The following is a 24,612-nucleotide window of genomic DNA, read 5'->3' on the forward strand; positions in this document are numbered from 1 at the left end:
TTTGGTTTGTCCTGCAAAAGCGACTTCTCTATATTACACTCAGCGGCACTTTAAGTCAACAAGTTTTTTTAAAAGTTTTTTCGTTGATTTAATGTGCGTCCCAAGCGACAAGAACTAATATACAATAGATTCAATATAGAAATCAAGCCTTTTTCGTAAAAAGTTTTTTATTTATTTCTTTGAAGTCTATTATAAACAGCAGAATCCCTGCCAGAACAATGATTCCCCCTGCTAATTGAGTAGTTGTGATATTTTCACGCAGGACAAAGTAAGCGGCCGCGGAGGCAATTACCGGTTCAAATAAAATAGTGATAGAGATTACATTCGTACTGACCCATTTTATTGCCCAATTAAAAAGCGAATGACCCAAAAGGTTTGGTAACAGTGCTAATGCTAGAAACCACATCCAGTCAGAAGCAGGATAACTGATCAACGGCTGCCGTTCATATAGAACGTATGCGAATAGTATAATAGAGCTTGCGGAATATACGAGGAATGTATAGGTAATGAGCGATACTCTTTTACGCACATCCTGCCCTACTAATAAATAAGCTGTAATAAAACCGCAGGCTAACAGCGCCAATACATCCCCAAAAAGAGCTGTACTGCTGACTTGGAAATCCCCCCAGCTGATAATAACACTTCCTGTGAGCGCAATTAAAACTGCTGTCAGCATTTTTCCTGTAATAATTTCTTTAAAGAACAATGCTGTGCCCGCTAATGCGAAGATCGGCTGCAGAGTAACCAGCACCGTCGAACTGGCAACGGAAGTGTAATTCAGCGATTCAAACCAAAGCACAAAGTGAATAGCTAAAAAGAGGCCTGCTAACCCGGAGAACAGCCAGTCTCTGCTTTTAAGGTCCCGAAGTTCACTTCTATAAGATAATAAAAATAAGGGAAGCATAATAACTACCGAAAAAAACATACGATAAAATGCAGTAACTCCGGCATCAGCAGTTGTCAATTTGACGAAGATCGCAGATAAGCCTACAGTCAGAACGCCAATTGCAATGGGTATATACGGATGAATCACTGGTTTATTCACAACATTTCACTTCTCTTTCTATCACTCTACCCTATACAATAGGAAGTAAAGATGAGCACTCAAAAATATCCACCCAAAGCATTTTCGATTAAATCGTCAATAAAGGAGGATGAAACATGACGGGCTTGCTAACTGAATCATTTAATTTAGAAGCAGTTATGAAGATTGGAATTGCGCTTTTACTAAGTTTAATCATCGGCGTCGAGCGGGAAATAAAAAAGAAACCGATCGGATTGAAAACAAGTGCTGTAATCGCTACGTTCAGCTGCCTGTTAACTATCATCTCGATGGAAGCGGCTTATTTGGTACCGGCAAGAGATGATATCAATATTACAATGGATCCGCTGCGTCTGTCAGCACAAATCGTCAGCGGGATCGGATTTCTGGGGGCCGGTGCTATACTCAGAAGAGACAACGACAACATCACCGGTCTCACAACAGCCGCGATGATATGGGGCTCAGCAGGTATCGGAATTGCTGTTGGTGCAGGATTCTATATAGAAGCTTTCTTTGCAGTAATCAGTGTCATGCTGGTCATAGAAATGATTGCGCCATTTTTAAGCCGGTTTGGACCAAGACGTTTACGAATGAAGGAAGCGTCCTGCATCGTTATCATATCAGATAAATCCAAGATTGAAGAACTCGTAGAATATCTCAGAAAAGAAAGTATGGAAATCGACCATATGAGAATTAGACAGTTTCAGACTGAGCAGCACCAATATCGGCATGAATTACAGTTTAAACTCTCTGCCCTTCCGAAGAAGTCTACTTCCTCCCTCTATGTAGAACTGACAACTCTGTCGTTTGTAGAGTCGGTGGAACTTGTCATTTACCCATAGAAAAAGCAACAAGCCCGCAGACTTGTTGCTTTTTCTATTATAAACAAGTTTTCAATAATTCCAGTACTTCATCACGTGACAGCTTTGCATAGCCGCCTAACGGGCCATTGACAGCCGCTTTATCCGCTATCAATTCCAGCTTCGAATCATCAATCTCATAATCGGCAAGCGATGACGGCGCCCCGATCTGCTTCCAAAAAGCGCTCAAACGATCAACGCCTTCTTTTGCAATTTCCTCATCTGTTTTACCGGCGGGATCTACATCGAATACATTCACAGCCAGCTGGACATAACGTTTCGGGTTGCGGGTATATGTCTGCTTCATCCAATGGGGGAATAGGATCGCTAAACCGCCGGCATGAGGGATATCATAAACCGCAGAAATTGCATGTTCAATATCATGCGTGCCCCAGTCTCCTCTTGTTCCCATCGATAGGAATCCATTCAGTCCCCAGACTCCTGCCATCATCATGGCTTCTCTTAATTCGAGATTATCAGGGTCCTTCACCAACTTCCCGCCAATTTCCATGACTTGACGCAAAGCTGCTTCGCACATTGCATCCTGAAACGGCGCTTGATCTGCCGTATGGAAGTATTGTTCAAAAATATGTGACATCGTGTCTACAATTCCGTTGACTGTCTGATCTATCGGCACCGTAAGTGTATAAGCAGGGTCCAATATGGAGAATTTCGGATAGTTCTGCGGTCCGCCCCAGCCATACTTTTCCTGAGTTTCTTCATTTGTAATAACAGAACCAGCATTCATTTCTGAACTGGTTGCAGTCAGTGTTAAGATTGTTCCAAAAGGAAGTGCTTCTTTCGGTCTTTCTTTCCCCATTACGAAATCCCAAGGGTTTCCGTCATACTTAGCAGCAGAAGCAATTAATTTTGTACAGTCAATAACTGAACCGCCGCCAGCAGCGACAATCACATCAATATTATGCTCTTTACACAAATCTGCTCCGCGTTTTGCGGTTGACAGACGAGGGTTAGGTTCTACTCCAGCCATTTCTGTGACTTTAAAATCATTATCGGCAAATATCTTTATGAGCTCATCGTATAAACCGTTGCGCTTGATGCTGCCTCCACCGTATACAAGCAACACTCTTTTACCGTAAGCATTAAGTTCTTTAGGAAGGCGTTGCAGCTGACCTTCGCCAAATATGAGCTTTGTCGGATTCTGAAATACAAAGTTATCCATTCAAATTCCTCCTTCGTGTTGTCTCTATTATGAAAAAGATGTATTTGCGATGCAAGTATAGTGTTCTGGAATTGGGATATACTTGATTTTAGGAGGAGATCGTATGGAAACACTTCAAAAACTAGCATTAGCCGTTACGATTATTGGTGCTTTAAATTGGGGCGTCGTCGGTATTTTCCGTTTTGACGTGATCGCCCAATTAACAGAAGGCGCTTACCAGCCGCTTGCCCGTTTTTTATATGTAATTATTGGATTGTCCGGCTTATTGACACTTGGTGTACTGTTCAATTATTGGCATCGGGATGAAGAGGAACAGGCGCCGGTTCCTTCAGCTGAATAACGATAAAAGGCATCTCCTCATCATAGAGGAGATGCCTTATTTTGATTTACTTAAACCCAGCCACGGAAACGGCTGGCTTCAGCAGTTCTTCTTACACCGATCATATAAGCAGCCAAACGCATATCCATATTGCGAGTAGTCGCAACATTATATACATTTTCGAATGCTGTGACCATTTTTTCCGTCATGCGATCGCGCACTTCTTCTTCAGTCCAGTAATAGCCCATATTATTCTGTACCCATTCAAAGTATGAAACGGTTACACCGCCGGCACTAGCCAATACGTCAGGTACCAATAAAATTCCACGGTCTGTAAGAATTTTCGTAGCTTCAGATGTAGTCGGGCCATTTGCTGCCTCCACTACGATATCCGCCTTGATGTTATGTGCATTTTTTTCAGTAATCTGGTTCTCGATGGCAGCCGGCACTAAGATATCACAATCCATCTCCAGCAACTCCGCATTTGTCAGCGTGTTGTCGAATAATGTAGTGACAGTACCGAAGCTGTCGCGACGATCCAATAAGTAATCGATGTCTAAACCATCCGGATCGTGCAAAGCACCGTAAGCATCAGAAATACCAATTACTTTCGCTCCTGCGTCATGAAGGAATTTAGAAAGGAAACTACCTGCGTTACCAAATCCCTGAACGATGACACGGGCGCCTTTCATATCGATATTGCGGCGTTTTGCCGCTTCGTTAATAATAATTGTTACACCTTCAGCAGTCGCACGGTCACGGCCATGTGATCCGCCTAATACTACCGGCTTACCTGTAATGAATCCCGGTGAGTTAAATTCATCAATCGCACTGTACTCATCCATCATCCATGCCATAATCTGTGAATTCGTAAAGACGTCCGGTGCTGGAATGTCTTTTGCAGGCCCCATCACTTGACTGAGCGCTCTAACATATCCCCGGCTTAAACGTTCTAACTCGCCCATCGACATTTCACGCGGGTCACAGATGATTCCGCCTTTACCGCCGCCATACGGCAAGTCGACGATTCCTGCTTTCAGCGTCATCCACATAGAAAGCGCCTTCACTTCATCGGCAGTAACTCCCGGGTGGAAACGAACTCCGCCTTTTGTAGGTCCGACCGCATCATTGTGCTGGCCACGGTAACCCGTAAATACTTTTGTTTTTCCATCATCCATGCGGATAGGAATTCGTACTTCCACCATACGCAGTGGTTCTTTCAGTAGTTCATACATTCCTTCATCATAGCCTAACTTTTCAAGTGCTTCTTTGATGACAACTTGCGTAGACGTAAATAGATTCAGGTTTTCAGTCATTGTATGGTTCGCCTCTTTGTTTGGTATTGTCTTTCACGGCCATATTATAGCACGTGCGTTTTGAGAATTCCACCCTGAATTCTAAACCTTTTTCGAATTCATTGCTGAAATTGACTTTTATTCAGTCTGAAACACGTTGCGGATTTTCTCCAGCGCCCAGTCGAGCTCCTCTTTGGTAATGGTAAGCGGCGGAGCAAAGCGAATCACCGTCTCATGCGTTTCCTTGCACAGCAAGCCCGATTCCTTCAGTTTTTCACAGTAGGGACGAGCTGCTTCATTCAGTTCCATTCCAATGAAAAGTCCTCTGCCGCGAACTTCGTTTATAGAAGGGTGTATAATTTTTTGCAATTCGTCCATAAAATATTTACCAAGTTCAGCGGACTTCTCTGCTAAATTTTCTTTCTCCAGTACATTGATCGATGCAATCGAGACAGCACATGCCATCGGGTTACCTCCGAATGTCGAGCCGTGAGATCCAGGATTAAAAACGCTCAGCACATCGTCATTTGCAACTGCGCAAGATATCGGAAATACTCCCCCGCCCAATGCTTTGCCCAGAATATATATGTCCGGCACGACTTCTTCCCAGTCACATGCAAACATTTTCCCTGTACGGCAAAGTCCCGTCTGGATTTCGTCCGCTATAAAGAGAACTTGTTCTTTTTTACAAAGCTCTGCTGCCTCTTTCAAAAATCCTTGCGTCGGAATCCGAATGCCTGCCTCGCCTTGAATCGGTTCGATGATAAATCCTGCCGTATTCGGCGTAATCGCATTCTTCAATGCTTCTATATCTCCGTACGGCACTAGTTTGATGCCGGGCAGCAGAGGACCGAATCCTCTTTTATATTCTGCTTCAGACGACAATGAAACAGCCCCCAGCGTACGTCCGTGGAAATTTCCGATACATGCGATGATTTCAGCCTGATCTTTTGGCGTGCCTTTCACTTCATACGCCCAGCGCCTCGCCGCCTTTATTGCAGTTTCCACTGCTTCTGCTCCCGTATTCATTGGAAGCACCATATTTTTACCGGTCAGAACGGATACTTTTTCGTACCACGGCCCCAGCTGATCGTTATGGAACGCACGTGAAGTCAGTGTGACACGGTCCGCCTGATCTTTCAGCGCTTGAATTATCGTGGGATGGCGGTGCCCTTGATTGACAGCCGAATAAGCCGCGAGCATATCCAGATACTTATTGCCTTCCGGATCTTTCACCCATACTCCTTCTGCTTCAGAAATGACGATCGGCAGTGGTGTATAATTCGGCGCGCCGAAATTTTCCGTCTGCTCGATGATTCTTTCTGATTTTGTCATATCCCTTCACCCCTTTCATTCTGCTCACAACATTTCCGAGGTAGTCTTTCCCTGCATGTGAAGCTGCAGATAATCCGGCCCGCCTGCTTTTGAATCGGTGCCGGACATATTAAAACCGCCAAACGGCTGATACCCGACAATTGCGCCTGTGCATCCACGGTTGAAATATAGATTGCCGACATGGAAATCTTCACGCGCTTGTTCGATATGGCTGCGGTTCGTCGTGATGACTGCACCGGTTAATCCATAATCGGTATCGTTTGCAAATTGAATCGCTTCCGTAAATGAAGAAGCTTTCGACAGCGCAACGACCGGCCCGAAAATTTCTTCCTGTGAAATCCGTGCATGCGGGTCTACATCCGCAAAAACCGTCGGCGCGATAAAATAACCTTTCGCGTTATCTCCTGTCCCGCCGGCAATCAGACGTCCTTCCGCCTTGCCAATTTCAATATATTCCATGATTTTATCGTATGCCGCCTGATCAATAACCGGACCCGCCAAGTTCTCCCCGTCTGTCGGATCACCCCAAAGAAATGACTTGGCCAGCTTCTCAACACGTTCAACTACTTCGTCATATACCTCTTCATGAATAATGGCCCGTGAACAAGCTGAGCATTTCTGTCCGCTGAACCCGAATGCCGAATTGACTATGGACTGCGCAGCCAGTTCCAAATCTGCTTCATTGTCTACTACAATTGTATCTTTGCCGCCCATTTCCGCTATCACACGCTTTAGCCACTTCTGACTTTCCTGTACTTTTGCTGCACGTTCGAAAATCCGTGTTCCTACTTCTCTGGAACCAGTGAATGAAACAAACCGGGTTGAAGGATGATCGACCAGATAATCTCCAATTTCCGAACCGGAACCCGGAATATAATTGACGGCTCCCTTAGGCATACCCGCCTGTTCCAGCACTTCCAGAAACTTATAAGCAGTGACAGCGGCAGTTGAAGCAGGTTTCAATAAAACGGTATTGCCAGTAACGAGCGCTGCGGCGGTGGTCCCTGCCATAATAGCGAACGCAAAATTCCAAGGAGACAGGACGACACCGACGCCGAGGGGAATATAATCGAAACGGTTATATTCACCCGGTCTGCTTTCCACAGGTATGCCGTCTTTCAGCTTCAGCATTTGACGGCCGTAATATTCCAGGAAATCAATCCCTTCCGCTACATCTGCATCAGCTTCATTCCATGGCTTTCCTGCTTCTTTCGTCAATAGGGCAGAAAACTCGAACTTCCGCCTTCTGACAATCGCAGCCGCCTTAAACAGCACATCAGCACGATATTCCGGCTTCACTTTACGCCATGTTTCAAATGCTTCATTTGCAGCTGTCATAGCCTGCTCAGCCCACTCCCGGGTAGTCTGCGACACATTGCCGATAATCACTTTTTTATCAGAAGGATTGTTTGATACTTTTTTTTCATCCGTCATAATCCGCTTCCCGTCAATAATCAGGGGATAGTCTTGCCCCAAATAATTTTCTACTGTCCGAAGTCCGTCTTCGTAGGCTCTGCGGTTTTCCATGACTGTAAAATCGGTAAAAGGTTCATGCTTGTATGGAATCATATTAATCAAATCCTCCTTTTATTATCAACATAGTTTATGATAGCGTTTACATATCTAATTATGAAAGATAATGGGATTGAAGTCAAAGTACACCTCTTTAAGTAATGTATAAAAAAACGCGGAAGCAACTGAATGCATCCGCGAGTTTTTAATGGCCCGATTGCTCGATCCAATCTTTTAACTTGTCTTTGAGTGAATTAAACCCATCTGCATCTTGCTGATCCACACGTTCCTGCAAGGATTGGCGAGAGCGGTGATGGTTTTGGTAGGAGCTGGGCGGCTCTTGTAAAGCACGGATTGATAAGCTGATTTTACTCGCCTTTTCATCAACATCGAGCACTTTGACATGAACTTCCTGTCCCACTTCCAAGTATTCATGAATATCTTTGACAAATCCGTACGTAATTTCAGAGATATGCACCAACCCTTGCGTTGAAGCATCCAATGCGACGAACGCGCCGTATGGCTGTATGCCGGTAACTTTACCGGTAAGCTCATCTCCTACTGCAAAATTATGAGACATGCAAAACAGCTCCCACTCTATAGTATCTAGTCTGCCATTGCGGCCGCTTCATAGTATACCATATTTCCGGCAGTTGAACAAAAAACCGCCACTCTGGAAAAGGGCGGTTTTGGTAGATTTGAAATTAGACAATACACTTGGCTTTATACTTAACCGCCAATAATTTATAAGATATGTCCATGCAATTTTCTAAAGGAATCCAAATTTCATAAGAGTGCTCGTAGACTTCACGGATACATTTGGCTAAGTCTGTCGGATGGTCAATATGCTGCAATGAGGAAAGGACATCTGTGATTTCCAATTCATACGCCTCTGCCCCTGCCCCAAATGGATCCCATTGTTTTAACAACATGGCTGCCCTTTTATTCATTTCCACGGTTTGCACGATTTGTCACCTTATTTTTGTTTTCTTTTATCATAGCATAGCATTTGGCAAGAAAAAAGAGAATCCGCCACATTTTCGACAAATATCTGTGTTTAATGAATCTTTTGCGTTAAATGAAAAAACATCCCGTTCAATCGACGGGATGTTCTTGGTTTTTATTTTGTTGCCGTTCTTTAAGAATGCGTTGCTCGAGCTCTTTCGTTTCTTCTTCCTGCCGCTTTGATTTTTTGATGATCCAGCGAAATGCAAACAGCATCAAGATCATGAAAATGACGAATGAGATGGCAGCCGGAATGTATTCTGCTTTATCTTCAGGAAAGTATAGGAAAGGCATTAACAAAACGAAATTCATTCTGGTTTCCCCCTATTGCTTGCTGGCTGTTGTTTATTTTTGTACGATCTCAATCGACTCGATTTTGATTTCTTCCTTCGGCTTGTCCTGGCGATCGCGTTTTGCACCTGCGATTTTGTCCACTACATCCATTCCTTCAATTACTTGGCCAAATACTGAATGTTTTTGATCCAGATGCGGTGTGCCGCCGTTTTCTGCATAAGCTTCTGCGATTTCCTCAGGCCAGCCGCCTTTTTTCAATTGATCAGGAGATGCACCCGCTAAAGCTGATGCCTGTACGATGAAAAATTGGCTGCCGTTAGTGTTCGGGCCTGCGTTCGCCATAGAAAGTGCTCCGCGAAGGTTGAACAGATCCATTGTAAATTCATCTTCAAATGAATCACCGTAGATACTTTCGCCGCCCATTCCTGTTCCTGTCGGGTCTCCGCCCTGAATCATGAAGTCAGGGATTACACGGTGGAAAATGATTCCGTCGTAGTAGCCGTTTTCCGCGTGCGTCAGGAAGTTTTCAACCGTCTTCGGCACCTGCTCTTTGAAAAGCTTTATTTTAATAGGTCCCATTGTGGTGTTCATCACAACTAGTGCTTCGTTTTCTGCTACTTCTGTTGATAATTGCGGGTACATGGAATTCCTCCTCTGATTTACGTGCATGTCTACATTTTGTAGTGGTTTGTTCATGAAAACAGTTTATCATAAATGTTCATGGATTTCGATAATTGTACTTGTGACAGTTAGTTGACAGAGTTTTTTTGGAACTGCGACGGCTAGCTCCTCGGGTCACTTCAGTCTTAAAGGAAAGGCAAAGAGCGCTTTTCTTTTAAGACTCCGACGTACAGGATGTACTAGTGCCGACGTTGCCGCAGGACGCGGCGAATTTAGTCGGCCAGTGCCTGTCGGAGCTGGACAGCCGTCTCCCCTTTTGTTGGCATCCAGCTGCGACGGCTAGAGGCTCGGGACATAAGTCAAAGCTGCTGTGCGGCAAAGGACGCCGCTTCGCAGCTTCGCCTTATGCCTGCCGCCTCTGCACAGCCGTCTCCGCTTTTGGTGGCATCCAGCTGCGAGCGCCAGCCTCTCGGGTCGTTTCAGACTTGCCGAAAAGGCAAAAAACGCCTTTGCGGTAAGCCTTCCAACGCCTGTCGAGGCTAAATGGCGCTCTCCTCTTTTGGTGACATCCAGCTGCGACGGCTAGCTCCTCGGGTCACTTCAGTCTTAAAGGAAAGGCAAAGAGCGCCTTTCTTTTAAGACCTCCAGTGCCTGTCGGAGCAGAACAGCCGTCTCCGCTTTTGGTGGCATCCAGCTGCGAGCGCCAGCCTCTCGGGTCGTTTCAGACTTGCCGAAAAGGCAAAAAAAACGCCTTTGCGGCAAGTCTTCCAACGCCTGTCGAGGCTAAACGGCGCTCTCCGCTTTTGTACATACAAGCACTATGTTTCCTTCGGTTGCCGAATTGTTTTATACTGTTTATTATACAATTTTATAAAGGTGGTCCAGCTTTTGAGTAGACATAAGAAGAATTTTATTATCATCTGGGTAACCAACTTTTTGGTTTCGGGCACGATGACGATGATTATGCCTTTTCTTTCGTTATATATAGATACATTTGGTAATTATTCGGAGGAATATGTTCAAAGATGGGCGGGGTTGATTTTTGGCGGTACGTTCATTACTGCCTTGCTCATGTCGCCTGTTTGGGGACGTTTTGCCGATCGTTACGGATTTAAGCCGATTTTATTGATTAACGGATTTGGTATTGCCATTTCCGTGTTTTTAATGGGGTTTGTAAATTCGGTTGAGGTATTTTTTGTATTACGCTTATTGAATGGACTGGTTACCGGCTTTTTACCGACTTCGCTGGCATTCATTTCTTCTCAGACGCCGCGTGAACAAGCAGGTAAAATGCTCGGTACGCTGCAGATGGGCGGCGTGGCGGGTATGCTGTTCGGTCCGATTTTAGGCGGTATCATGGCCGACAGTTTCGGATTCAGTTATACGTTCATTATCACATCTGTTTCTGTTGTGATCGCGACACTTCTCGTATTAGTCGGAATTAAGGAAGAACACCGTGTGAAAGCACGCAGAGTTGTTGTGTACTCGCGCAAAGTTATTTTAGGCGGTCTGTTCAAACATCGTTTAATGTTCAACATAATGGTCGTGACCACTTTGATTCAAGTGGGTAACTTCAGTATCCAGCCACTGCTTTCACTTTATGTGGCTGATCTGACCCATGCCGCGACGAATGTAGCGTTTCTCGCAGGTTTAACATTCAGTGCGACGGGGCTCGGCAACTTATTGTTCGCAAGAGTCTGGGGGAAACTCGGGGATGATCTCGGTTACGAGAAGATACTCGGCATTTTACTGATCCTGTCATTTGTCTTCATTATTCCTCAGGCTTTCGTCACTTCCCTCTGGCAGCTGGTCTTGCTGCGTTTCTTATTCGGAATCTCGACCGGCGGTATGATACCAATTACAACAGCGCTCGTCCGGCGTGAAGCACCTATTGAAGTACAGGGAGAAGTCATGGGATATAACACCAGCTTCCGTTTCCTCGGTAATATTATCGGCCCGATGTTCGGTGGAATCGTCAGCGGTTATATCGGCATCCCGGCAGTCTTTATCGTGACCGGCGTACTGTTCATCATTGGTTATGGATTTTTGACTATGGCCATCAGAAAACCGACACAGGATTTTGAGCATTACCTGGAAGACCGGCAAAATGAGGCCAACGGAAAAGTATAGATTCCGCCCCGTATACCGCACAGGATATACGGGGCTTTTTTCTGTTGACTTTTAAGTTCGCACTATTCTGTACTCATTCACTCCTGTGTAATATATGTTATATTTTTCTAAAGTACTATTCGGATTTTATCAGGAAGGGCTGGTGGAGGTTTGAGACAGTTATTCGGCTTAATCATTACATTAGCCTGCATTCCACTGCTGTTGTTTATTCAAAATCAAATTCAGGCAGAAACTGTACAGACAGAGGTTTTGCACAATTCTATCCGCGAAGCTGTTCAGCTGAAGGCGCCGGTGATTGAGGTGCCGGTGCAAATGAAAGATCGAAACGGCGCCATGTTTGCTGAAGAATATGTCGAGTGGCGGCGTCCTGTTAATTTGAAAGACATGACTTATTTCACACGGCAGGTTTTCCTGAAGAGTGAAGACCGGACATTTTATGAACACCGTGGCTATGACGTAGCGGCAATTATTCGGGCTTTCACCATTAATACTGCTACAGACGACGTCCGCCAAGGGGCTTCCACGATCACCCAGCAAGTTGTCCGCATGCGCTATCTGTCGACTGAAAAAACATATGAACGGAAATTCAAGGAGCTATTCCTTGCTGCTGAATTGGAAAAGCAGTCCTCTAAAGATGATATCTTAGAGATGTATCTGAATGAAATGTACTTCGGCAATCGGGTGTATGGGATTGGCGGTGCGGCTACCTATTACTTCAGCCGGCCTCTGGATAAACTGAATGAGGCGGAAATCGCTTTTTTGGCAGCTATACCAAACAACCCTTCTTATTACGATCCGTTAAAACATTTTGACCGGACGAAAAAACGTCAGGAACGTCTGCTTGCTGTCCTGGTAAATGAGCAAGTGATTACGCCTGAGCAGTCAGCTGAATATATACAATTGCCGATTACGCTGAATGTGAAGAAAAAAGAACAGGATTTTCCGATGTACAGCTCATACGTCCTGGAAGAATTAAAACAGCTGATTGCACGTTCTGAAGGCTTGAATGATTCTCTCAAGAAAGCCAAGACACCGGAAGAACAGGAACGCTGGCAGAATGAAATCAACAGGCGTGCAGGCGAAGTGATACGGCAGGGCCTGGTCATTGAAACGGCGTTAAACCCTTCAAAGCAGCAACATGACGAAAACCGGCTCTCAGCCTTAATCGGAACAGGCGGTGTGCAGGCCGGAGCTGCGGTAATTGACAATGAAACACGGGAAATCGTCAGTCTTTATGCGGGCTCAGGTTATAGAAAAACCGATTTCAACCGTTCTTATCAAGCAGTGCGGCAGCCCGGTTCGGCTATTAAGCCCCTGCTCGTTTACGCACCATTTTTCGAAAGCGGACCGTATCATGCGGATACACCTGTCAACAGCAGCAATATTTGCATATATAGTTATTGTCCTGGCAACTTCGGCGGCTATTCATTCGGAACGACCTCCGTGCGCGAAGCGTTTCGCAATAGTTATAATACGACAGCCGTCCGTCTGATGCAGCGTGTCGGTATTGACAATGCTTTCTCTTATCTGGAATCTTTTGATTTTCAGTATGTATCCAAAGCAGACCGCAGCTATCCTGCTGCACTTGGCGGATTTTCTAAAGGAGTGACGCCGCTGGAATTGGCCAGTGCCACTACAAGCTTTGTCGACGGGAGCTATCAAACTCCCCATGCGATTCGTGCCGTAAAGGACATTCAAGGGAATACACTATATAAATGGAAAGAAACGCAAAAACCTATTTGGTCTCCCTCTACTGTAAAAAGTATACGCTCACTTATGGAAGATGTCGTGCTGCACGGCACAGGCCGGGGGATTTCGTATTCTACCGGATATACCGGCGCAAAGACCGGAACAACTGATGCATTTAAAGACTTATGGGTGCTCGGTATGAATGACCGGTATACTTCAGCAGTTTGGATCGGTTATGATAAGCCGACATCTATACCCGGTCTGCGTGATCAAAAGATTCATCTGCGTGCATTCTCCGCTACACTGCAGGAATAAAACCCTGTTGATCCAGGCAACAACTGGATCAACAGGGTTTTTATTTGATTGGATTAGATAAAGGGATACTCGCTAGCAAGCCATTATATAGCCTGATGATAATAAAAATTAAGACAGTGAGCAACACACTCCAAACGACGATCTGAAAGAAAATCAGTCCGACCGTATTCGTTAATGTCATAAAGGGGCTTAGTTTATATACCACATATATAAAATAGACAAATGTGGTAATGATAAAAATCAGGACAAGCGCTTTCCATGACTGAATTCCAAAGACTGAAATCAATGCTCCAGCAAAATAAATAACGGCGCCAGATCTGGAAGCACTGTAAGAAGCATCTGCCTCTTCTCTTAAGAAAAATAATAAGGCCGTTTCATGAATGGTCGTCGCAATCAGCTTTAACGCAGCAAACAACATGAAAAACAACAACGTGTACATCGTCAGCAAAAATATCCGCAGCTGGAAATCTGAAAGAAACTCGCGCATCCCCTGATACAGACCGATTTCTTTAAAAAAGATAATGGATTCGCCAACGCTGTAGACTCCGAACGTTAAGCTGAAGAGTACAACGGTAACGAAAGGTAAATAACCGAACAAATATGGATTTTTCATAAGACACCCCAAAAATATTTTTTCACCCTCCTAATAATATAAGAAGGAAGTCGAATAAAGCAATAAATGGTCAATTGTTGTCTATGCAATTTGAAATGTTTTGCGCTATACTAACAATTACGTCCACACATAGGCTGTCGGACTTTTATAAATACGATGAATACTGAATATGGACGGAAGGAGGATTCACTTGGAATTCGTGTTATTGATTTTTTTACCTGTGATCTTCGCATTACTTATTCCTTTTGCTTATAAATATGTAAAAGGGATTCATACAGGCTGGTTCGTGATCCTGGTTCCGCTTGTACTGTTCGCCTACTACCTGAGTTTCATTCCACTGACGATGGATGGCGGTCATGCTATTTCTGAATTAAAATGGATTCCATCGCTTGGGATAACGTTTACTTCATACATAGATGGACTTAGTTTATTATTTACGCTATTAATTACCGGCATCGGTTCGTTAGTCGTACTTTACTCTGTTTTTTACATGGACAGTCATAAAGAAGACTTAGGCAGCTTTTACGTCTATTTACTGATCTTTATGACTGCTATGCTGGGAGTCGTGCAGTCGGACAATACGATGACGCTTTATTTGTTTTGGGAGCTAACATCCATATCTTCGTTTCTATTGATCGGTTTTTGGTACACCCGCGATCAATCGCGTTTTGGCGCACTGAAGTCGATGATGATTACCGTGTTCGGCGGATTGATGATGCTCGGAGGCTTTATCCTGCTCAGCATAATGGGAGATACGTTCTCCATACGCGAATTAATTGTGCAGGCTCCGGAGTTAGTAAGTCAGCCTTATTTCACATTAGCTCTGGTATTAATCCTGCTCGGCGCGTTTACTAAATCGGCTCAATTCCCGTTTTACATCTGGCTGCCTGATGCAATGGAAGCGCCTACTCCAGTCAGCGCATATTTGCACTCCGCCACAATGGTGAAAGCAGGGATTTACTTAGTAGCACGTTTTACACCGATTTTCGGCGCTTCATCCGCATGGATCTGGCTCGTTACCGGCATCGGTTTACTGACACTTTTCTGGGGTTCATTTTTTGCTGTAAAACAGACAGACTTGAAAGCCATTTTAGCGTTTTCCACAGTCAGTCAGCTAGGATTGATCATGTCCCTTCTCGGAGCCGGTGCGATTACTTACCATACGACGCAGGACATCTTTACATTCGCAACGTATGCGGCAATCTTCCACCTGATCAACCATGCCACGTTTAAAGGCGGTCTCTTTATGATTGCGGGTATCATCGATCATGAAACAGGCACCCGGGATATCCGCAAGCTAGGCGGCTTGATGAGTCTGATGCCTGTAAGCTTTACGGTAGCACTGATCGGCTCGCTTTCGATGGCCGGTTTGCCGCCGTTTAACGGTTTCCTGAGTAAAGAAATGTTTTTACAATCCATGCTCGCAGTCCGGCATTTTGAACTGTTCAACTTTGATACATGGGGCATTCTGTTCCCTGTCATTGCCTGGATTGCAAGCGTATTCACCTTTACTTACAGCCTGTACTTTGTACTGAAGACATTTACAGGACAGATTAAAACAGACCAGCTGCCGAAGAAACCGCATGAAGCGCCGGCCGGCATGCTCGCTGCGCCTGTTATTTTAGCTGGCCTGGTGATCATTATTTTCTTCATTCCCAACTTGGTTGGCAAGTGGCTGATCAAACCGGCTGTCATGGCGGTCCAGCCGACTTTATACGACAGTCCTTCAGCAGTGGACATCAACGTTACAGCCTGGCACGGCTTTAATTCTGCAGAGCTTTGGCTGACAGTGGCCATCGTGATCCTCGGTACCCTGCTGTACCTGACGATTCCAAAATGGCAGCCGCTGTATAAAATTCAGCCGGCAAAACTGTCACTCAATGAAGGGTATGACGCATTGATGCGCGGCAGTGAAAAAGGAATGAACCGTCTGTCACGCCTATTCATGACAGGCATCATCCGTACATATCTGCTGTATATGTTTGCGTTCCTGTCAGTAACAGTTATTGCACTGCTATTTATAAAAGATGCATTTGTTGTAGACATGAACAGCTTTGCGGAAATTACTGTATACGCTGTATTGAACGGCTTAATTCTTTTGTTATCTGTTGGATTCGTGGTGTTTGCGAAGTCCCGTCTGGCTGCGATAATCGCACTCGGCGGTGTCGGTTATTCCGTCGCACTGTTCTTCGTCATCTTTAAAGCACCTGATCTGGCTTTAACACAACTAGTAATTGAGACCGTTTCCGTCGCATTATTCCTGCTGGCATTCAAACACTTGCCGGCACTGAATAATCATGGCGAAACAACAAAAAACAAATTGGTGAATTTAATCATTTCGCTGAGTGTCGGTGTCATGGTAACGCTTGTAGCCCTGTCCAGCCACTCACAGAAACTGATCCCTTCTATTTCGCAGTACTATAAAGATACGGTGGCAACTGAAGCGGGCGGCGGTAATATTGTCAATGTCATTCTCGTGGATTACCGTGGATTTGATACATTATTTGAAATTGCCGTTCTGGCGATTGCAGGTATTGCGGTGCTCGGTATGATCCGCCTGCGTGTATCGAGAAAGGAGTCGACCGATGAAAACGAATGACGTGATTTTGCAAACTACAGCCAAGGTAGTGTTTTTCATCATCTTCCTGTTCTCGATTCATATATTCTTCGCGGGACATTATGCACCGGGCGGAGGATTCGTCGGCGGTTTGCTGACTACCGGCGCGATCATACTTTTGCTGCTGGCATTCGACTTGAAGACCATCCAGCAGATCCTGCCGTTTAATTTCACGATAGTTACGGCAATCGGTTTAGTTCTGGCATTGGCTACTGCAGCCGGTTCAATTGTCTTCAATGTTCCATTTTTTACGCATGCATTTGACGACTTTTATTTGCCGCTGTTTGGAAAGACGTCTCTTCATACGGCCATGCTGTTCGACAGCGGTGTCTACTTGGTAGTCGTCGGTTCCGCCATCACGATTATTCAATCGATTGGAGGCGATAGCTGATGGAACTGATGCTTTCTATACTTATAGGTGTGTTATTTACCGCAGCCGTCTATTTGATACTTTCCAGAAGTCTTCTGAAAGTCATCTTAGGTACCGGCCTGCTGAGTCACGGTGCACATTTACTGATCTTAACGATGGGCGGTCTCAGCGGTTCCAAACCTCCTGTCCTGATAGATGGGGTAACTGATTTCGCAGATCCCCTGCCGCAGGCGCTGATTTTAACAGCGATTGTCATCAGTTTCGGTGTGACTGCAGTAATTCTCGTCATGGCGTACAGGATGTATGCGGTTCACAAGACCGATAATATGAATGAATTGAGAGGAAATGATGAACATGATTAATCTTCTTCTATTTCCGATCATTATTCCTTTCTTTTTCGCGATGATTTTATTGTTTTTTAAAGAGCAGGTAGTCATCCAGAGAGTTTTGACATTGATCGGATTGGTTCTTAGTCTGCTGGCTTCATTCTGGCTGATTGCCACGGTGAAAGCCGACGGGATTCAAACGGTGACCCTCGGAAACTGGCCTGCACCGTTTGGTATCACCATGGTGTCAGACATGCTTTCCGCACTGCTCGTCACAACTACGATTTTAATTACGTTCTTTGTCGTCCTGTACAGCTTCCAATCCATTGGAAGCGAGCGTGAACGTTTTTTCTACTATCCGGCAATTCTATTCATGATTACCGGGATTAACGGCGCATTTACAACAGGCGATATATTCAACATGTTCGTATTTTTCGAAGTTTTGCTGATCGCTTCGTATCTGCTCATCGTCTTGGGCGGGGAAAAGAGACAGCTGCGTGAATCCATCAAGTATATTTTGGTGAACGTAATATCTTCTGCACTGTTTGTCATTACGGTCGCTTATCTGTACTCCATCATCGGTACATTGAATATGGCGGATATTTCGGTAAAAATTGCAGAAATTAATCAGCCCGGCATCATTTCCGTTATCGCAATTCTTTTCCTGATTGTATTCGGAATCAAAGGAGCCATCTTTCCATTGTACTTCTGGCTGCCGGGATCTTATGCAGCGCCGCCGATTCCAGTTCTTGCGCTGTTCGGGGCACTGCTGACAAAAGTCGGTGTTTATGCCATCACACGTACATATACGCTGTTCTTCGTTCACGATATCGGCTTTACGCATGAATTCCTGATGATCCTGTCATTATTGACGATCGTCGCAGGCTGCATCGGGGCACTTGCCTACTTTGATCTGAAGCAGATTATCATTTACAATATCATCATTGCAGTCGGTGTGATTTTATTCGGTGTATCACAGATGAATACGCCCGGATTAGAAGGCGCTGTTTATTATTTGATACACGACATGCTGATCAAGGGTGCGCTGTTTGTCCTGATTGGAATCATCATCTATGTCACAGGCACTTCAAATTTACGCAAAATGGGCGGCTTGATTAAGACCTACCCAGCGCTCGGATGGACCTATTTAGTTGCAGCATTCGGTCTGGCAGGGATTCCGCCTCTGAGCGGATTTATCGGCAAGCTTTTGATAGTCCAGGGCGGTTTCCAGGCAGAGAACGCTTTTGGAAGCATTGTCATTCTGGCTTCCAGTTTGATTGTGCTGCTGTCTGTCATGCGGATTTTCATTTACGCTTTCTGGGGTGCTCCCGAGAAAGCTAATGTGCTGCCTTCCATTGATGCAGCCAAGTACCGTCATATGATGGTGCCGGCTGTGCTGCTGACAGTTGTTACAGTTGCTTACGGAGTGGGAGCGGAATGGCTCATGCCTTATATGTCGGATGCAGCCGATGTATTGCGCGACCCTTCCATCTATATTAATGCGGTGTTAAAGGAGTAGAGGTCAATGGCTTTTCAGATACTTTTAAATTTCTTCATTGCAGTCGTTTGGATGTTCATGAATAGTTCATTGACACCTTCTACGTTTGTTATTGGATATATCATCGGGCTTCTCATGATCATCATGACGCGCCGTTACTTCAGGGACCGCCTCTATATCTGGCGTATCTGGTCAGCAATCAAACTGACACTGATCTTTTTGAAAGAACTGATCCTGTCGAATATTTCTGTGCTGATGCTCGTTATAAAACCCGATCTGTCAACAGTTCAGCCAATGATTTTCGCTATGCCGACTGAATTGGAGCATGACTGGGAAATTACACTGCTGTCCAGTTTAATTACTTTGACACCGGGAACGATTGTCCTTCACGTTTCAGATGATCAGCGGACACTGTATATTCATGCGATTGACGTAAACGATGTCGATGAAGCAATTGACTCTATTAAAAACACATTCGAGAAAGCGATCATGGAGGTGCGCCGGGGATGAACATATTTTATTCTGTTTGTTTAGTACTGATCATCCTGTCGATGCTCGGCTTGCTGTACCGTGTATGGAAAGGACCTTCTGTGCCGGACAGACTTATTGCACTCGACGCTATCGGTGTTATGCTGATTTCTGCGATTGCACTGCTGTCCATTCTGTTTGATACACCTTTCTTTATCGATGTAATCTTACTGATTGCGATTATGTCATTCATCGGCACCGTGTCCTTCTCGAAATTTATTGAGAGAGGAGAGATTATCGATCGTGGATCTGATAGCTGATAGTATTATCATCGCTCTCGTCGTCGTGGGGATCATTTTTACGATCATCACGGTTGTCGGTATCTTACGGCTCCCAGACGTTTACATGCGCGCACACGCAGCTTCCAAGAGTGCTACACTCGGAGTTATGAGTCTATTGCTCGGTGTCTTCTTCCACTTCTGGTGGAATGAAGGACACTTCAGTATATCGCTTGTTCTCGGAATCGCCTTTCTGTTCATCACTTCCCCGATAGGCGGCCACTTGATGAGTCGCGCGGCTTATATGTCCGGTGTGAAACCGACTGAATTAACGGTTGGTGATGATCTGAAAATAGCAATTGACAAGCAACGTGCAGAATTAGCAAAAAACACGCATGAGGAGTAAATCCTCTGCGTGTTTTTCTATTAATAATAATAATAAGGATAATAAGGGTTATAGTATGGCGGATAGTACGGGTATGGCTGCTGATAATATCCACCGCCGTATCCCCCACCGTATCCTCCTCCGCCATAACCGTAACTCGGGAAGAATGCATTTCCTAAAAATCCGCCGACGAGCCCTCCAAGGAACGGGCCGCCGAAGCCAAAACCGAAGTTCCCTCCGCCGCCGTATCCTCCACCGTGACCGCCCCGGTAATTGTTTCTTGACATATATTTGCTCCCCCTTTCCCTTTATCCTATGCCCAGCATAAAAAAGGGACTGGGGAAAACGCCTACTGCGATTATTCCTCTTTTTCTGCTCCCAGACGCTCAATGAAAGCAGCCAGTGTCCGCACCATGACCCCTGTAGCTCCTTTTGGACCGAGAACATGCGGACTTGCCGCATCGGAAGTACCTGCTATGTCCAGATGGATCCATGGTGTATCTTCTGCAAACTCTCCTACAAATCCGCCGCCGAAAATCATATGGCCGTCACGTCCCGGTGAATTATTCAAGTCTGCTACATCGCTTTTGCGGATTCGCTTCTTATCACTTTCCGTCAGAGGCAGACGCCAGATGAATTCTCCCGTTTCTTCCGCCGCTTCTTCAAACTGCTCATAAAATTCCTCATTGTTCGTCAGTGTACCGGTCTTGTCATTTCCGAGCGCCACAATGACACCGCCGGTCAGCGTCGCGACGTCTATCAGATATTCCGCTCCTGCCTGCTTGGCATAAGTCACAGCGTCTGCCAGCACCAAACGGCCTTCCGCATCCGTGTTCAGGACTTCGATGGTCTTGCCGCTCAATGAAGTGATGACATCATCCGGCTTAAACGCAGCGCCTGATACCATATTATCAGTCGAAGCAATCACTGCAATGACATTCTTCTTCGGGCGGGATTCTCCTATAATGCACATAGCACCCAATACAGCCGCTGCACCGCCCATGTCACCTTTCATACCCACCATGCCTTCACGCGGCTTCAGAGAGTAGCCACCGCTGTCATACGTGATGCCCTTGCCGACCAGACCGACGACGTCAGTCCACTCCTCGGTTGCCTGGTATTTCAGTACAATCAGCTGCGGTTCTTCCACAGAACCCTGATTGACTGCAAGAATCGCACCCATGCCCAGCTCTTCCATTTCTGCTTTGCCCAGCACGTCAATCTCCAGGTCATAGCTTTCAGCCAATTCACGCGCGTAATCAGCCATTTTGGACGGTGTCAGAATGTTAGGCGGGATATTTACAAGCGTCCGCGCTTCATTGACTGCGTGTGCATTGACCATGCCGACTTCTGCTGCAGCTTTGACGCTTTTGTCGTCAGCATTCGAAATGAATGTGATAGAACCTAAAGGCGCATCAGCTTCATTGGAAGTAGTTTTAAAGCCTTCATATTCATATGCACCCATACTGATTCCTTCTGAAGCCAAAAAGGCAATATCTTCGCAGTCCAGCTCTTCATTGACAAAAGGGGCTGTCCAGATTGCAGCAGTTTTCACACGGTCCTGATGAAGCTGCTTTCCTGCTGCCGCAAATAATTCGCGCACCTGCTGTTCAGTAAGTTCCTTCTGCTTGCCTGCTCCGATAAAGTAGACTCTTTTATACATCTGCTCAGAAAGTGCGGGCATCTTCGTCAACTTTTTGAAATTCTGCTGTATATCATGTGATTTGATCCATTCAGGCACCGACGGATGAAACGCTTTCACGAATGCGTCCCAGCCTTCTATATTCTCCGGATGATCGGGTACCCCGATAATGAGTACGTCCACCTCTTGTTGATCAAAGCTTGTTGCAGTTTCAATTGTAATCACAGTTGTTGTCCTCCCTTTTTCATAAGTTTCACTCTACCAGTATAGACTACTGAGTTTATTGGTTCCAATGGCAAGGATTGGGGATATTCATTTCGTTATGTTACGATTATGGTATACTTGTTCTCAATAAACGGAACGAAGGGTGTGGACTCATTTGGCTATTTTTGAAAACATACCGCTCCTCGCAGCGCTGTTTGCCATTTTATTTGCTCAATTTGTAAAAATCCCTATTCATTTCTTATTAACGCGTAAACTGGACTTTGGTTTAATGACTTCAACAGGCGGCATGCCCAGCTCTCACTCAGCAGCTGTTACTGCATTGACAACTGCCATTGCTTTTGAAGCAGGACTGCAATCACCATTATTTGCTGTATCCGCAATTTTTGCAGTTATCGTCATGTTTGATGCGACAGGAATCCGCTATCAGGCGGGCCAGCAAGCAATCATCATAAATCAAATGCGTGCTGATTTCCAAATATTTGTCGATGATCTGAAAGATTGGCCAAAGAAGGATAACGAAACAAAAATGCAGGAATTAAAAACATTACTGGGCCATAAGCCGAATGAAGTATTTTTTGGCGCCCTGACCGGCATTGCGATTTCCATTATCACGTATACAGTCATTTTATAAACATGAAAACACCCGCGGATCAAATGAATCCGCGGGTGTTTTTTCTAATTTGTGCAACCGATGTTTTAAAACATTTGATATCCTTGTTTACGCAAGATTTTCATAACGAAGCCTGCAATAATCGCTCCAACCATTCCGCTGGCCAGAATGACAATGTCCACTGCATGAAGAGACATAATATTCGAGCCCAGCTCGCCGAAAGCATATCCCGGCTTGGTAATGTATTGATACATCGGTACATCATCAATAATGAAAATGACTACAATCGGATAAATGATGGCCATGAGCCACGTCATACGCAACAGCATATTCAGCAAAAAGCCGATGCCGAAGAACATAACAATAAATATCAAGATCGATAGCATCACCTGTGCTATAGATATCGTCTGCATTGTCGCTAACCTCCAGTTCATCACTTCAACATTTTACAGGATGAAGCGGCCGCTTTCAATAGGATGAGACAGAGAACAGTATATGGTGTGAACAGTTGTCATAGATTATTAAAAAATTAAGGCCCTGCAGGTTGTGGCTGGAGTTTGGAAATTTGACTTCATAGTACAAGTAGTGAGCAGTGCTTGGCATGAAGCATAAGCCCGCTTTTTACTTTAACATCGCATTTAGCAGGTTGCATACAAAAAAGCACACACAAATGTGCGTGCTTTTTCTGTTGCTTACAGGAAGTCGAATTTCCCTTTTTTAATTGTCAGGCCTACTCCGCCTACCATGTAGAGCGCGCGGTTGTCGATCATTTTTTTCATGAAGGACGCTTTTGCACCTGTCATTTTCTTATCGAAAACAACACCGATGGCATCAGAATCGCCCAGGGAGCAGACGCTTCCTTTTAGATCCGGTACAAATTCAGCTGTTTGTTTATTTTGAATCAGTGCAATGATATTATTTGCACACATATCACCTTGCTGCATCGCAATTTGTGCAGTTGGAGGATATGGGCGGTTGATTGCTTCATTGATCATGAGCGCACAGTCACCGATCACGAACACATCTTCAAAACCGGGAGCACGCAAGTCTTTATCCACTTTTACACGTGCACGCATATTTTCAATGCCGGACTCTTCAATCAAGCGGTTGCCTCGAACACCGGCAGCCCACACAACCGTGCCTGCTTTAATGAATTCGAATTCATCTTCGCCTTTTTTGATCTTGACGCCTTCAGGTGTTGCTTCTACGACTGGAGTTCCAATGGAGAATTCAATGCCTTTTGCGCCTAGTTGACGAACTGCATATTCAACTAATTCAGGATCAAATCCTGGCAATACCATGGGTGCCGCCTCTACGCACAGAATGCGTACTTTTTCAGCTGGCACATCATATTCTTTACAAAGTTCCGGAACGCGGTTGCCCAGTTCCCCCAGATATTCAATGCCTGTGAAACCTGCTCCGCCGACTACGATCGTCAGACGGCTGTCATCCTTTTCTTCTTCAAGAGACCAAGTAGCAAACTGATATTCCATATGGTCGCGGATCTGACGTGCCGCTTTGACGTTTGCGATGGAAAGTGCATATTTATCCAACCCGGGAATACCGAATGTTTCACCTTCAAAACCAAGCGCTATCACCAGGTAGTCATATGTATGCGATCCGATATTAGTCGTAACGTTTTTATTGGCTACGTCGATTCCTGTAACTTCCGCTTTAATGAATTTCGTTTTATTGCTGTTGATTACGCTTGAAATATCATAGCGCACATCTTCAGGGCTTAATGTGCCGGCCGCTGCTTCATGCAGCCATGTGGACTCGTAATGATAGTCATTTTTATTGATGAGAATAATATCCGCCTCATCCGTACCTAATGATTTTTGCAAATTCACAACGGTCATCAAACCACCGTAACCTGCACCCAATACTAAGATTGTCGGTCTTTTCACGTAAATCGAAACCACCTTTAAGTTTATTAAATGCCGAGTACGTGTAAAATCGATCAATACATAGTTTTACACA

At 45.1% G+C, this 24,612-nt stretch carries 26 protein-coding genes; 12 read left to right on the forward strand and 14 right to left on the reverse strand.

All coding sequences use genetic code 11. The annotated features are described in order from the left end of the window. Positions 1-142: 142 nt before the first annotated feature. On the reverse strand, positions 143-1,045 hold the full coding sequence (locus NCCP2331_RS13530; RefSeq protein WP_251671362.1) for a DMT family transporter: 903 nt from the start codon (positions 1,043-1,045) through the stop codon (positions 143-145). Positions 1,046-1,161: 116 nt separating this feature from the next. Here NCCP2331_RS13530 and NCCP2331_RS13535 point away from each other — a divergent pair, with 116 nt between their 5' ends. Continuing rightward, positions 1,162-1,884, forward strand: a complete 723-nt coding sequence (locus NCCP2331_RS13535) for an MgtC/SapB family protein (protein ID WP_153721230.1) — start codon at positions 1,162-1,164, stop codon at positions 1,882-1,884. A 37-nt stretch (positions 1,885-1,921) separates the two neighbouring features. Here NCCP2331_RS13535 and NCCP2331_RS13540 read toward each other — a convergent pair whose 3' ends face one another. Beyond that, positions 1,922-3,085 carry an iron-containing alcohol dehydrogenase gene (locus tag NCCP2331_RS13540; protein ID WP_251671364.1) on the reverse strand — a complete coding sequence of 388 codons (1,164 nt, stop codon included), beginning with the start codon at positions 3,083-3,085 and terminating at the stop codon, positions 1,922-1,924. A gap of 103 nt (positions 3,086-3,188) precedes the next feature. On the opposite strand from NCCP2331_RS13540, the gene NCCP2331_RS13545 reads away from it, so the two are divergent. Continuing rightward, positions 3,189-3,425 carry a DUF378 domain-containing protein gene (locus NCCP2331_RS13545; RefSeq protein ID WP_153721228.1) on the forward strand — a complete coding sequence of 79 codons (237 nt, stop codon included), beginning with the start codon at positions 3,189-3,191 and terminating at the stop codon, positions 3,423-3,425. A gap of 50 nt (positions 3,426-3,475) precedes the next feature. Here the strand turns inward: NCCP2331_RS13545 and NCCP2331_RS13550 are convergent, their stop codons facing one another. The 7 genes from NCCP2331_RS13550 to NCCP2331_RS13580 form a co-directional block, all read right to left on the reverse strand. Beyond that, positions 3,476-4,720 (reverse strand): Glu/Leu/Phe/Val family dehydrogenase, encoded by a 1,245-nt coding sequence (locus tag NCCP2331_RS13550; protein ID WP_153721227.1) that lies wholly within the window; start codon positions 4,718-4,720, stop codon positions 3,476-3,478. Between the two features lie 117 nt (positions 4,721-4,837). Further along, a complete protein-coding gene (locus tag NCCP2331_RS13555) occupies positions 4,838-6,034 on the reverse strand; it encodes an ornithine--oxo-acid transaminase (RefSeq protein ID WP_251671366.1) in 1,197 nt (398 codons plus the stop codon). 24 nt (positions 6,035-6,058) lie between these two features. Beyond that, positions 6,059-7,603, reverse strand: coding sequence for an L-glutamate gamma-semialdehyde dehydrogenase (pruA, locus tag NCCP2331_RS13560; RefSeq protein WP_251671368.1), 1,545 nt, complete (start codon positions 7,601-7,603; stop codon positions 6,059-6,061). A gap of 148 nt (positions 7,604-7,751) precedes the next feature. Beyond that, a complete protein-coding gene (gene yugI / locus NCCP2331_RS13565; RefSeq protein WP_153721224.1) occupies positions 7,752-8,126 on the reverse strand; it encodes a S1 domain-containing post-transcriptional regulator GSP13 in 375 nt (124 codons plus the stop codon). Between the two features lie 124 nt (positions 8,127-8,250). Next, positions 8,251-8,511: a DUF1871 family protein gene (locus NCCP2331_RS13570; protein ID WP_251671370.1), complete on the reverse strand. Its 261-nt coding sequence runs from the start codon at positions 8,509-8,511 to the stop codon at positions 8,251-8,253. A gap of 130 nt (positions 8,512-8,641) precedes the next feature. Next, complete coding sequence (locus NCCP2331_RS13575; RefSeq protein WP_153721223.1) at positions 8,642-8,863, reverse strand: hypothetical protein; 222 nt, start codon at positions 8,861-8,863, stop codon at positions 8,642-8,644. Positions 8,864-8,896: 33 nt separating this feature from the next. After that, positions 8,897-9,487 carry a peptidylprolyl isomerase gene (locus NCCP2331_RS13580; protein WP_153721222.1) on the reverse strand — a complete coding sequence of 197 codons (591 nt, stop codon included), beginning with the start codon at positions 9,485-9,487 and terminating at the stop codon, positions 8,897-8,899. An 867-nt stretch (positions 9,488-10,354) separates the two neighbouring features. On the opposite strand from NCCP2331_RS13580, the gene NCCP2331_RS13585 reads away from it, so the two are divergent. After that, entirely contained in the window at positions 10,355-11,596 is a 1,242-nt protein-coding gene (locus NCCP2331_RS13585; RefSeq protein WP_251671372.1) for an MFS transporter, read from the forward strand. Between the two features lie 150 nt (positions 11,597-11,746). Continuing rightward, positions 11,747-13,600, forward strand: coding sequence for a transglycosylase domain-containing protein (locus tag NCCP2331_RS13590; RefSeq protein ID WP_251671374.1), 1,854 nt, complete (start codon positions 11,747-11,749; stop codon positions 13,598-13,600). 40 nt (positions 13,601-13,640) lie between these two features. On the opposite strand, the gene NCCP2331_RS13595 is transcribed toward NCCP2331_RS13590, so the two are convergent. Further along, positions 13,641-14,213, reverse strand: coding sequence for a YufK family protein (locus tag NCCP2331_RS13595; RefSeq protein WP_153721219.1), 573 nt, complete (start codon positions 14,211-14,213; stop codon positions 13,641-13,643). A 190-nt stretch (positions 14,214-14,403) separates the two neighbouring features. Here NCCP2331_RS13595 and NCCP2331_RS13600 point away from each other — a divergent pair, with 190 nt between their 5' ends. Genes NCCP2331_RS13600 through mnhG form a run of 7 tightly spaced genes read left to right on the forward strand, consistent with a single transcriptional unit; the run spans position 14,404 to position 20,176 of the window. Next, positions 14,404-16,812, forward strand: a complete 2,409-nt coding sequence (locus tag NCCP2331_RS13600) for a Na+/H+ antiporter subunit A (RefSeq protein ID WP_251671376.1) — start codon at positions 14,404-14,406, stop codon at positions 16,810-16,812. After that, positions 16,799-17,221, forward strand: a complete 423-nt coding sequence (locus NCCP2331_RS13605) for a Na(+)/H(+) antiporter subunit B (RefSeq protein ID WP_153721217.1) — start codon at positions 16,799-16,801, stop codon at positions 17,219-17,221. The genes NCCP2331_RS13600 and NCCP2331_RS13605 overlap by 14 nt, the downstream gene beginning before the upstream one ends. Next, positions 17,221-17,562, forward strand: coding sequence for a Na(+)/H(+) antiporter subunit C (locus NCCP2331_RS13610; RefSeq protein WP_153721216.1), 342 nt, complete (start codon positions 17,221-17,223; stop codon positions 17,560-17,562). The genes NCCP2331_RS13605 and NCCP2331_RS13610 overlap by 1 nt, the downstream gene beginning before the upstream one ends. Beyond that, positions 17,555-19,045 carry a Na+/H+ antiporter subunit D gene (locus tag NCCP2331_RS13615; protein WP_285835520.1) on the forward strand — a complete coding sequence of 497 codons (1,491 nt, stop codon included), beginning with the start codon at positions 17,555-17,557 and terminating at the stop codon, positions 19,043-19,045. Before NCCP2331_RS13610 ends, NCCP2331_RS13615 begins: the two co-directional genes overlap by 8 nt. Positions 19,046-19,051: 6 nt before the next feature. Continuing rightward, a complete protein-coding gene (locus NCCP2331_RS13620; RefSeq protein ID WP_251671380.1) occupies positions 19,052-19,534 on the forward strand; it encodes a Na+/H+ antiporter subunit E in 483 nt (160 codons plus the stop codon). Beyond that, complete coding sequence (locus NCCP2331_RS13625) at positions 19,531-19,812, forward strand: Na(+)/H(+) antiporter subunit F1 (RefSeq protein WP_251671381.1); 282 nt, start codon at positions 19,531-19,533, stop codon at positions 19,810-19,812. The genes NCCP2331_RS13620 and NCCP2331_RS13625 overlap by 4 nt, the downstream gene beginning before the upstream one ends. Continuing rightward, a complete protein-coding gene (gene mnhG, locus NCCP2331_RS13630) occupies positions 19,796-20,176 on the forward strand; it encodes a monovalent cation/H(+) antiporter subunit G (RefSeq protein ID WP_251671383.1) in 381 nt (126 codons plus the stop codon). Before NCCP2331_RS13625 ends, mnhG begins: the two co-directional genes overlap by 17 nt. Before the next feature lie 20 nt (positions 20,177-20,196). On the opposite strand, the gene NCCP2331_RS13635 is transcribed toward mnhG, so the two are convergent. Continuing rightward, the gene (locus NCCP2331_RS13635) at positions 20,197-20,442 is read right to left on the reverse strand and encodes a hypothetical protein (RefSeq protein WP_251671429.1); all 246 of its coding nucleotides are present in this window, start codon (positions 20,440-20,442) and stop codon (positions 20,197-20,199) included. A 71-nt stretch (positions 20,443-20,513) separates the two neighbouring features. Next, positions 20,514-22,022 (reverse strand): leucyl aminopeptidase, encoded by a 1,509-nt coding sequence (locus tag NCCP2331_RS13640; RefSeq protein ID WP_251671385.1) that lies wholly within the window; start codon positions 22,020-22,022, stop codon positions 20,514-20,516. 154 nt (positions 22,023-22,176) lie between these two features. Here NCCP2331_RS13640 and NCCP2331_RS13645 point away from each other — a divergent pair, with 154 nt between their 5' ends. Then, positions 22,177-22,653 carry a divergent PAP2 family protein gene (locus NCCP2331_RS13645; RefSeq protein WP_153721210.1) on the forward strand — a complete coding sequence of 159 codons (477 nt, stop codon included), beginning with the start codon at positions 22,177-22,179 and terminating at the stop codon, positions 22,651-22,653. 65 nt (positions 22,654-22,718) lie between these two features. On the opposite strand, the gene NCCP2331_RS13650 is transcribed toward NCCP2331_RS13645, so the two are convergent. Both NCCP2331_RS13650 and NCCP2331_RS13655 read right to left on the reverse strand, forming a co-directional pair. After that, entirely contained in the window at positions 22,719-23,045 is a 327-nt protein-coding gene (locus NCCP2331_RS13650; protein WP_153721209.1) for a YuiB family protein, read from the reverse strand. Positions 23,046-23,324: 279 nt separating this feature from the next. Continuing rightward, the gene (locus tag NCCP2331_RS13655) at positions 23,325-24,539 is read right to left on the reverse strand and encodes an NAD(P)/FAD-dependent oxidoreductase (protein WP_251671387.1); all 1,215 of its coding nucleotides are present in this window, start codon (positions 24,537-24,539) and stop codon (positions 23,325-23,327) included. Positions 24,540-24,612: the final 73 nt, after the last annotated feature.

The sequence above is a fragment of the Sporosarcina sp. NCCP-2331 genome, from assembly GCF_023707945.1.
Taxonomy (GTDB): Bacteria; Bacillota; Bacilli; order Bacillales_A; family Planococcaceae; genus Sporosarcina; species Sporosarcina cascadiensis.

Coding starts and splice junctions, on each gene's coding strand:
- NCCP2331_RS13605 (WP_153721217.1), top strand. CDS start 16,799: ATGAAAACGAATGACGTGATTTTGCAAACTACAGCCAAGGTAGTGTTT.
- NCCP2331_RS13625 (WP_251671381.1), top strand. CDS start 19,531: ATGAACATATTTTATTCTGTTTGTTTAGTACTGATCATCCTGTCGATG.
- NCCP2331_RS13615 (WP_285835520.1), top strand. CDS start 17,555: ATGATTAATCTTCTTCTATTTCCGATCATTATTCCTTTCTTTTTCGCG.
- yugI (WP_153721224.1), bottom strand. CDS start 8,126: ATGTCTCATAATTTTGCAGTAGGAGATGAGCTTACCGGTAAAGTTACC.
- pruA (WP_251671368.1), bottom strand. CDS start 7,603: ATGATTCCATACAAGCATGAACCTTTTACCGATTTTACAGTCATGGAA.
- NCCP2331_RS13545 (WP_153721228.1), top strand. CDS start 3,189: ATGGAAACACTTCAAAAACTAGCATTAGCCGTTACGATTATTGGTGCT.
- NCCP2331_RS13650 (WP_153721209.1), bottom strand. CDS start 23,045: ATGCAGACGATATCTATAGCACAGGTGATGCTATCGATCTTGATATTT.
- NCCP2331_RS13535 (WP_153721230.1), top strand. CDS start 1,162: ATGACGGGCTTGCTAACTGAATCATTTAATTTAGAAGCAGTTATGAAG.
- NCCP2331_RS13620 (WP_251671380.1), top strand. CDS start 19,052: ATGGCTTTTCAGATACTTTTAAATTTCTTCATTGCAGTCGTTTGGATG.
- NCCP2331_RS13575 (WP_153721223.1), bottom strand. CDS start 8,863: ATGAATTTCGTTTTGTTAATGCCTTTCCTATACTTTCCTGAAGATAAA.
- NCCP2331_RS13595 (WP_153721219.1), bottom strand. CDS start 14,213: ATGAAAAATCCATATTTGTTCGGTTATTTACCTTTCGTTACCGTTGTA.
- NCCP2331_RS13610 (WP_153721216.1), top strand. CDS start 17,221: ATGGAACTGATGCTTTCTATACTTATAGGTGTGTTATTTACCGCAGCC.
- NCCP2331_RS13555 (WP_251671366.1), bottom strand. CDS start 6,034: ATGACAAAATCAGAAAGAATCATCGAGCAGACGGAAAATTTCGGCGCG.
- NCCP2331_RS13635 (WP_251671429.1), bottom strand. CDS start 20,442: ATGTCAAGAAACAATTACCGGGGCGGTCACGGTGGAGGATACGGCGGC.
- NCCP2331_RS13540 (WP_251671364.1), bottom strand. CDS start 3,085: ATGGATAACTTTGTATTTCAGAATCCGACAAAGCTCATATTTGGCGAA.
- NCCP2331_RS13580 (WP_153721222.1), bottom strand. CDS start 9,487: ATGTACCCGCAATTATCAACAGAAGTAGCAGAAAACGAAGCACTAGTT.
- NCCP2331_RS13550 (WP_153721227.1), bottom strand. CDS start 4,720: ATGACTGAAAACCTGAATCTATTTACGTCTACGCAAGTTGTCATCAAA.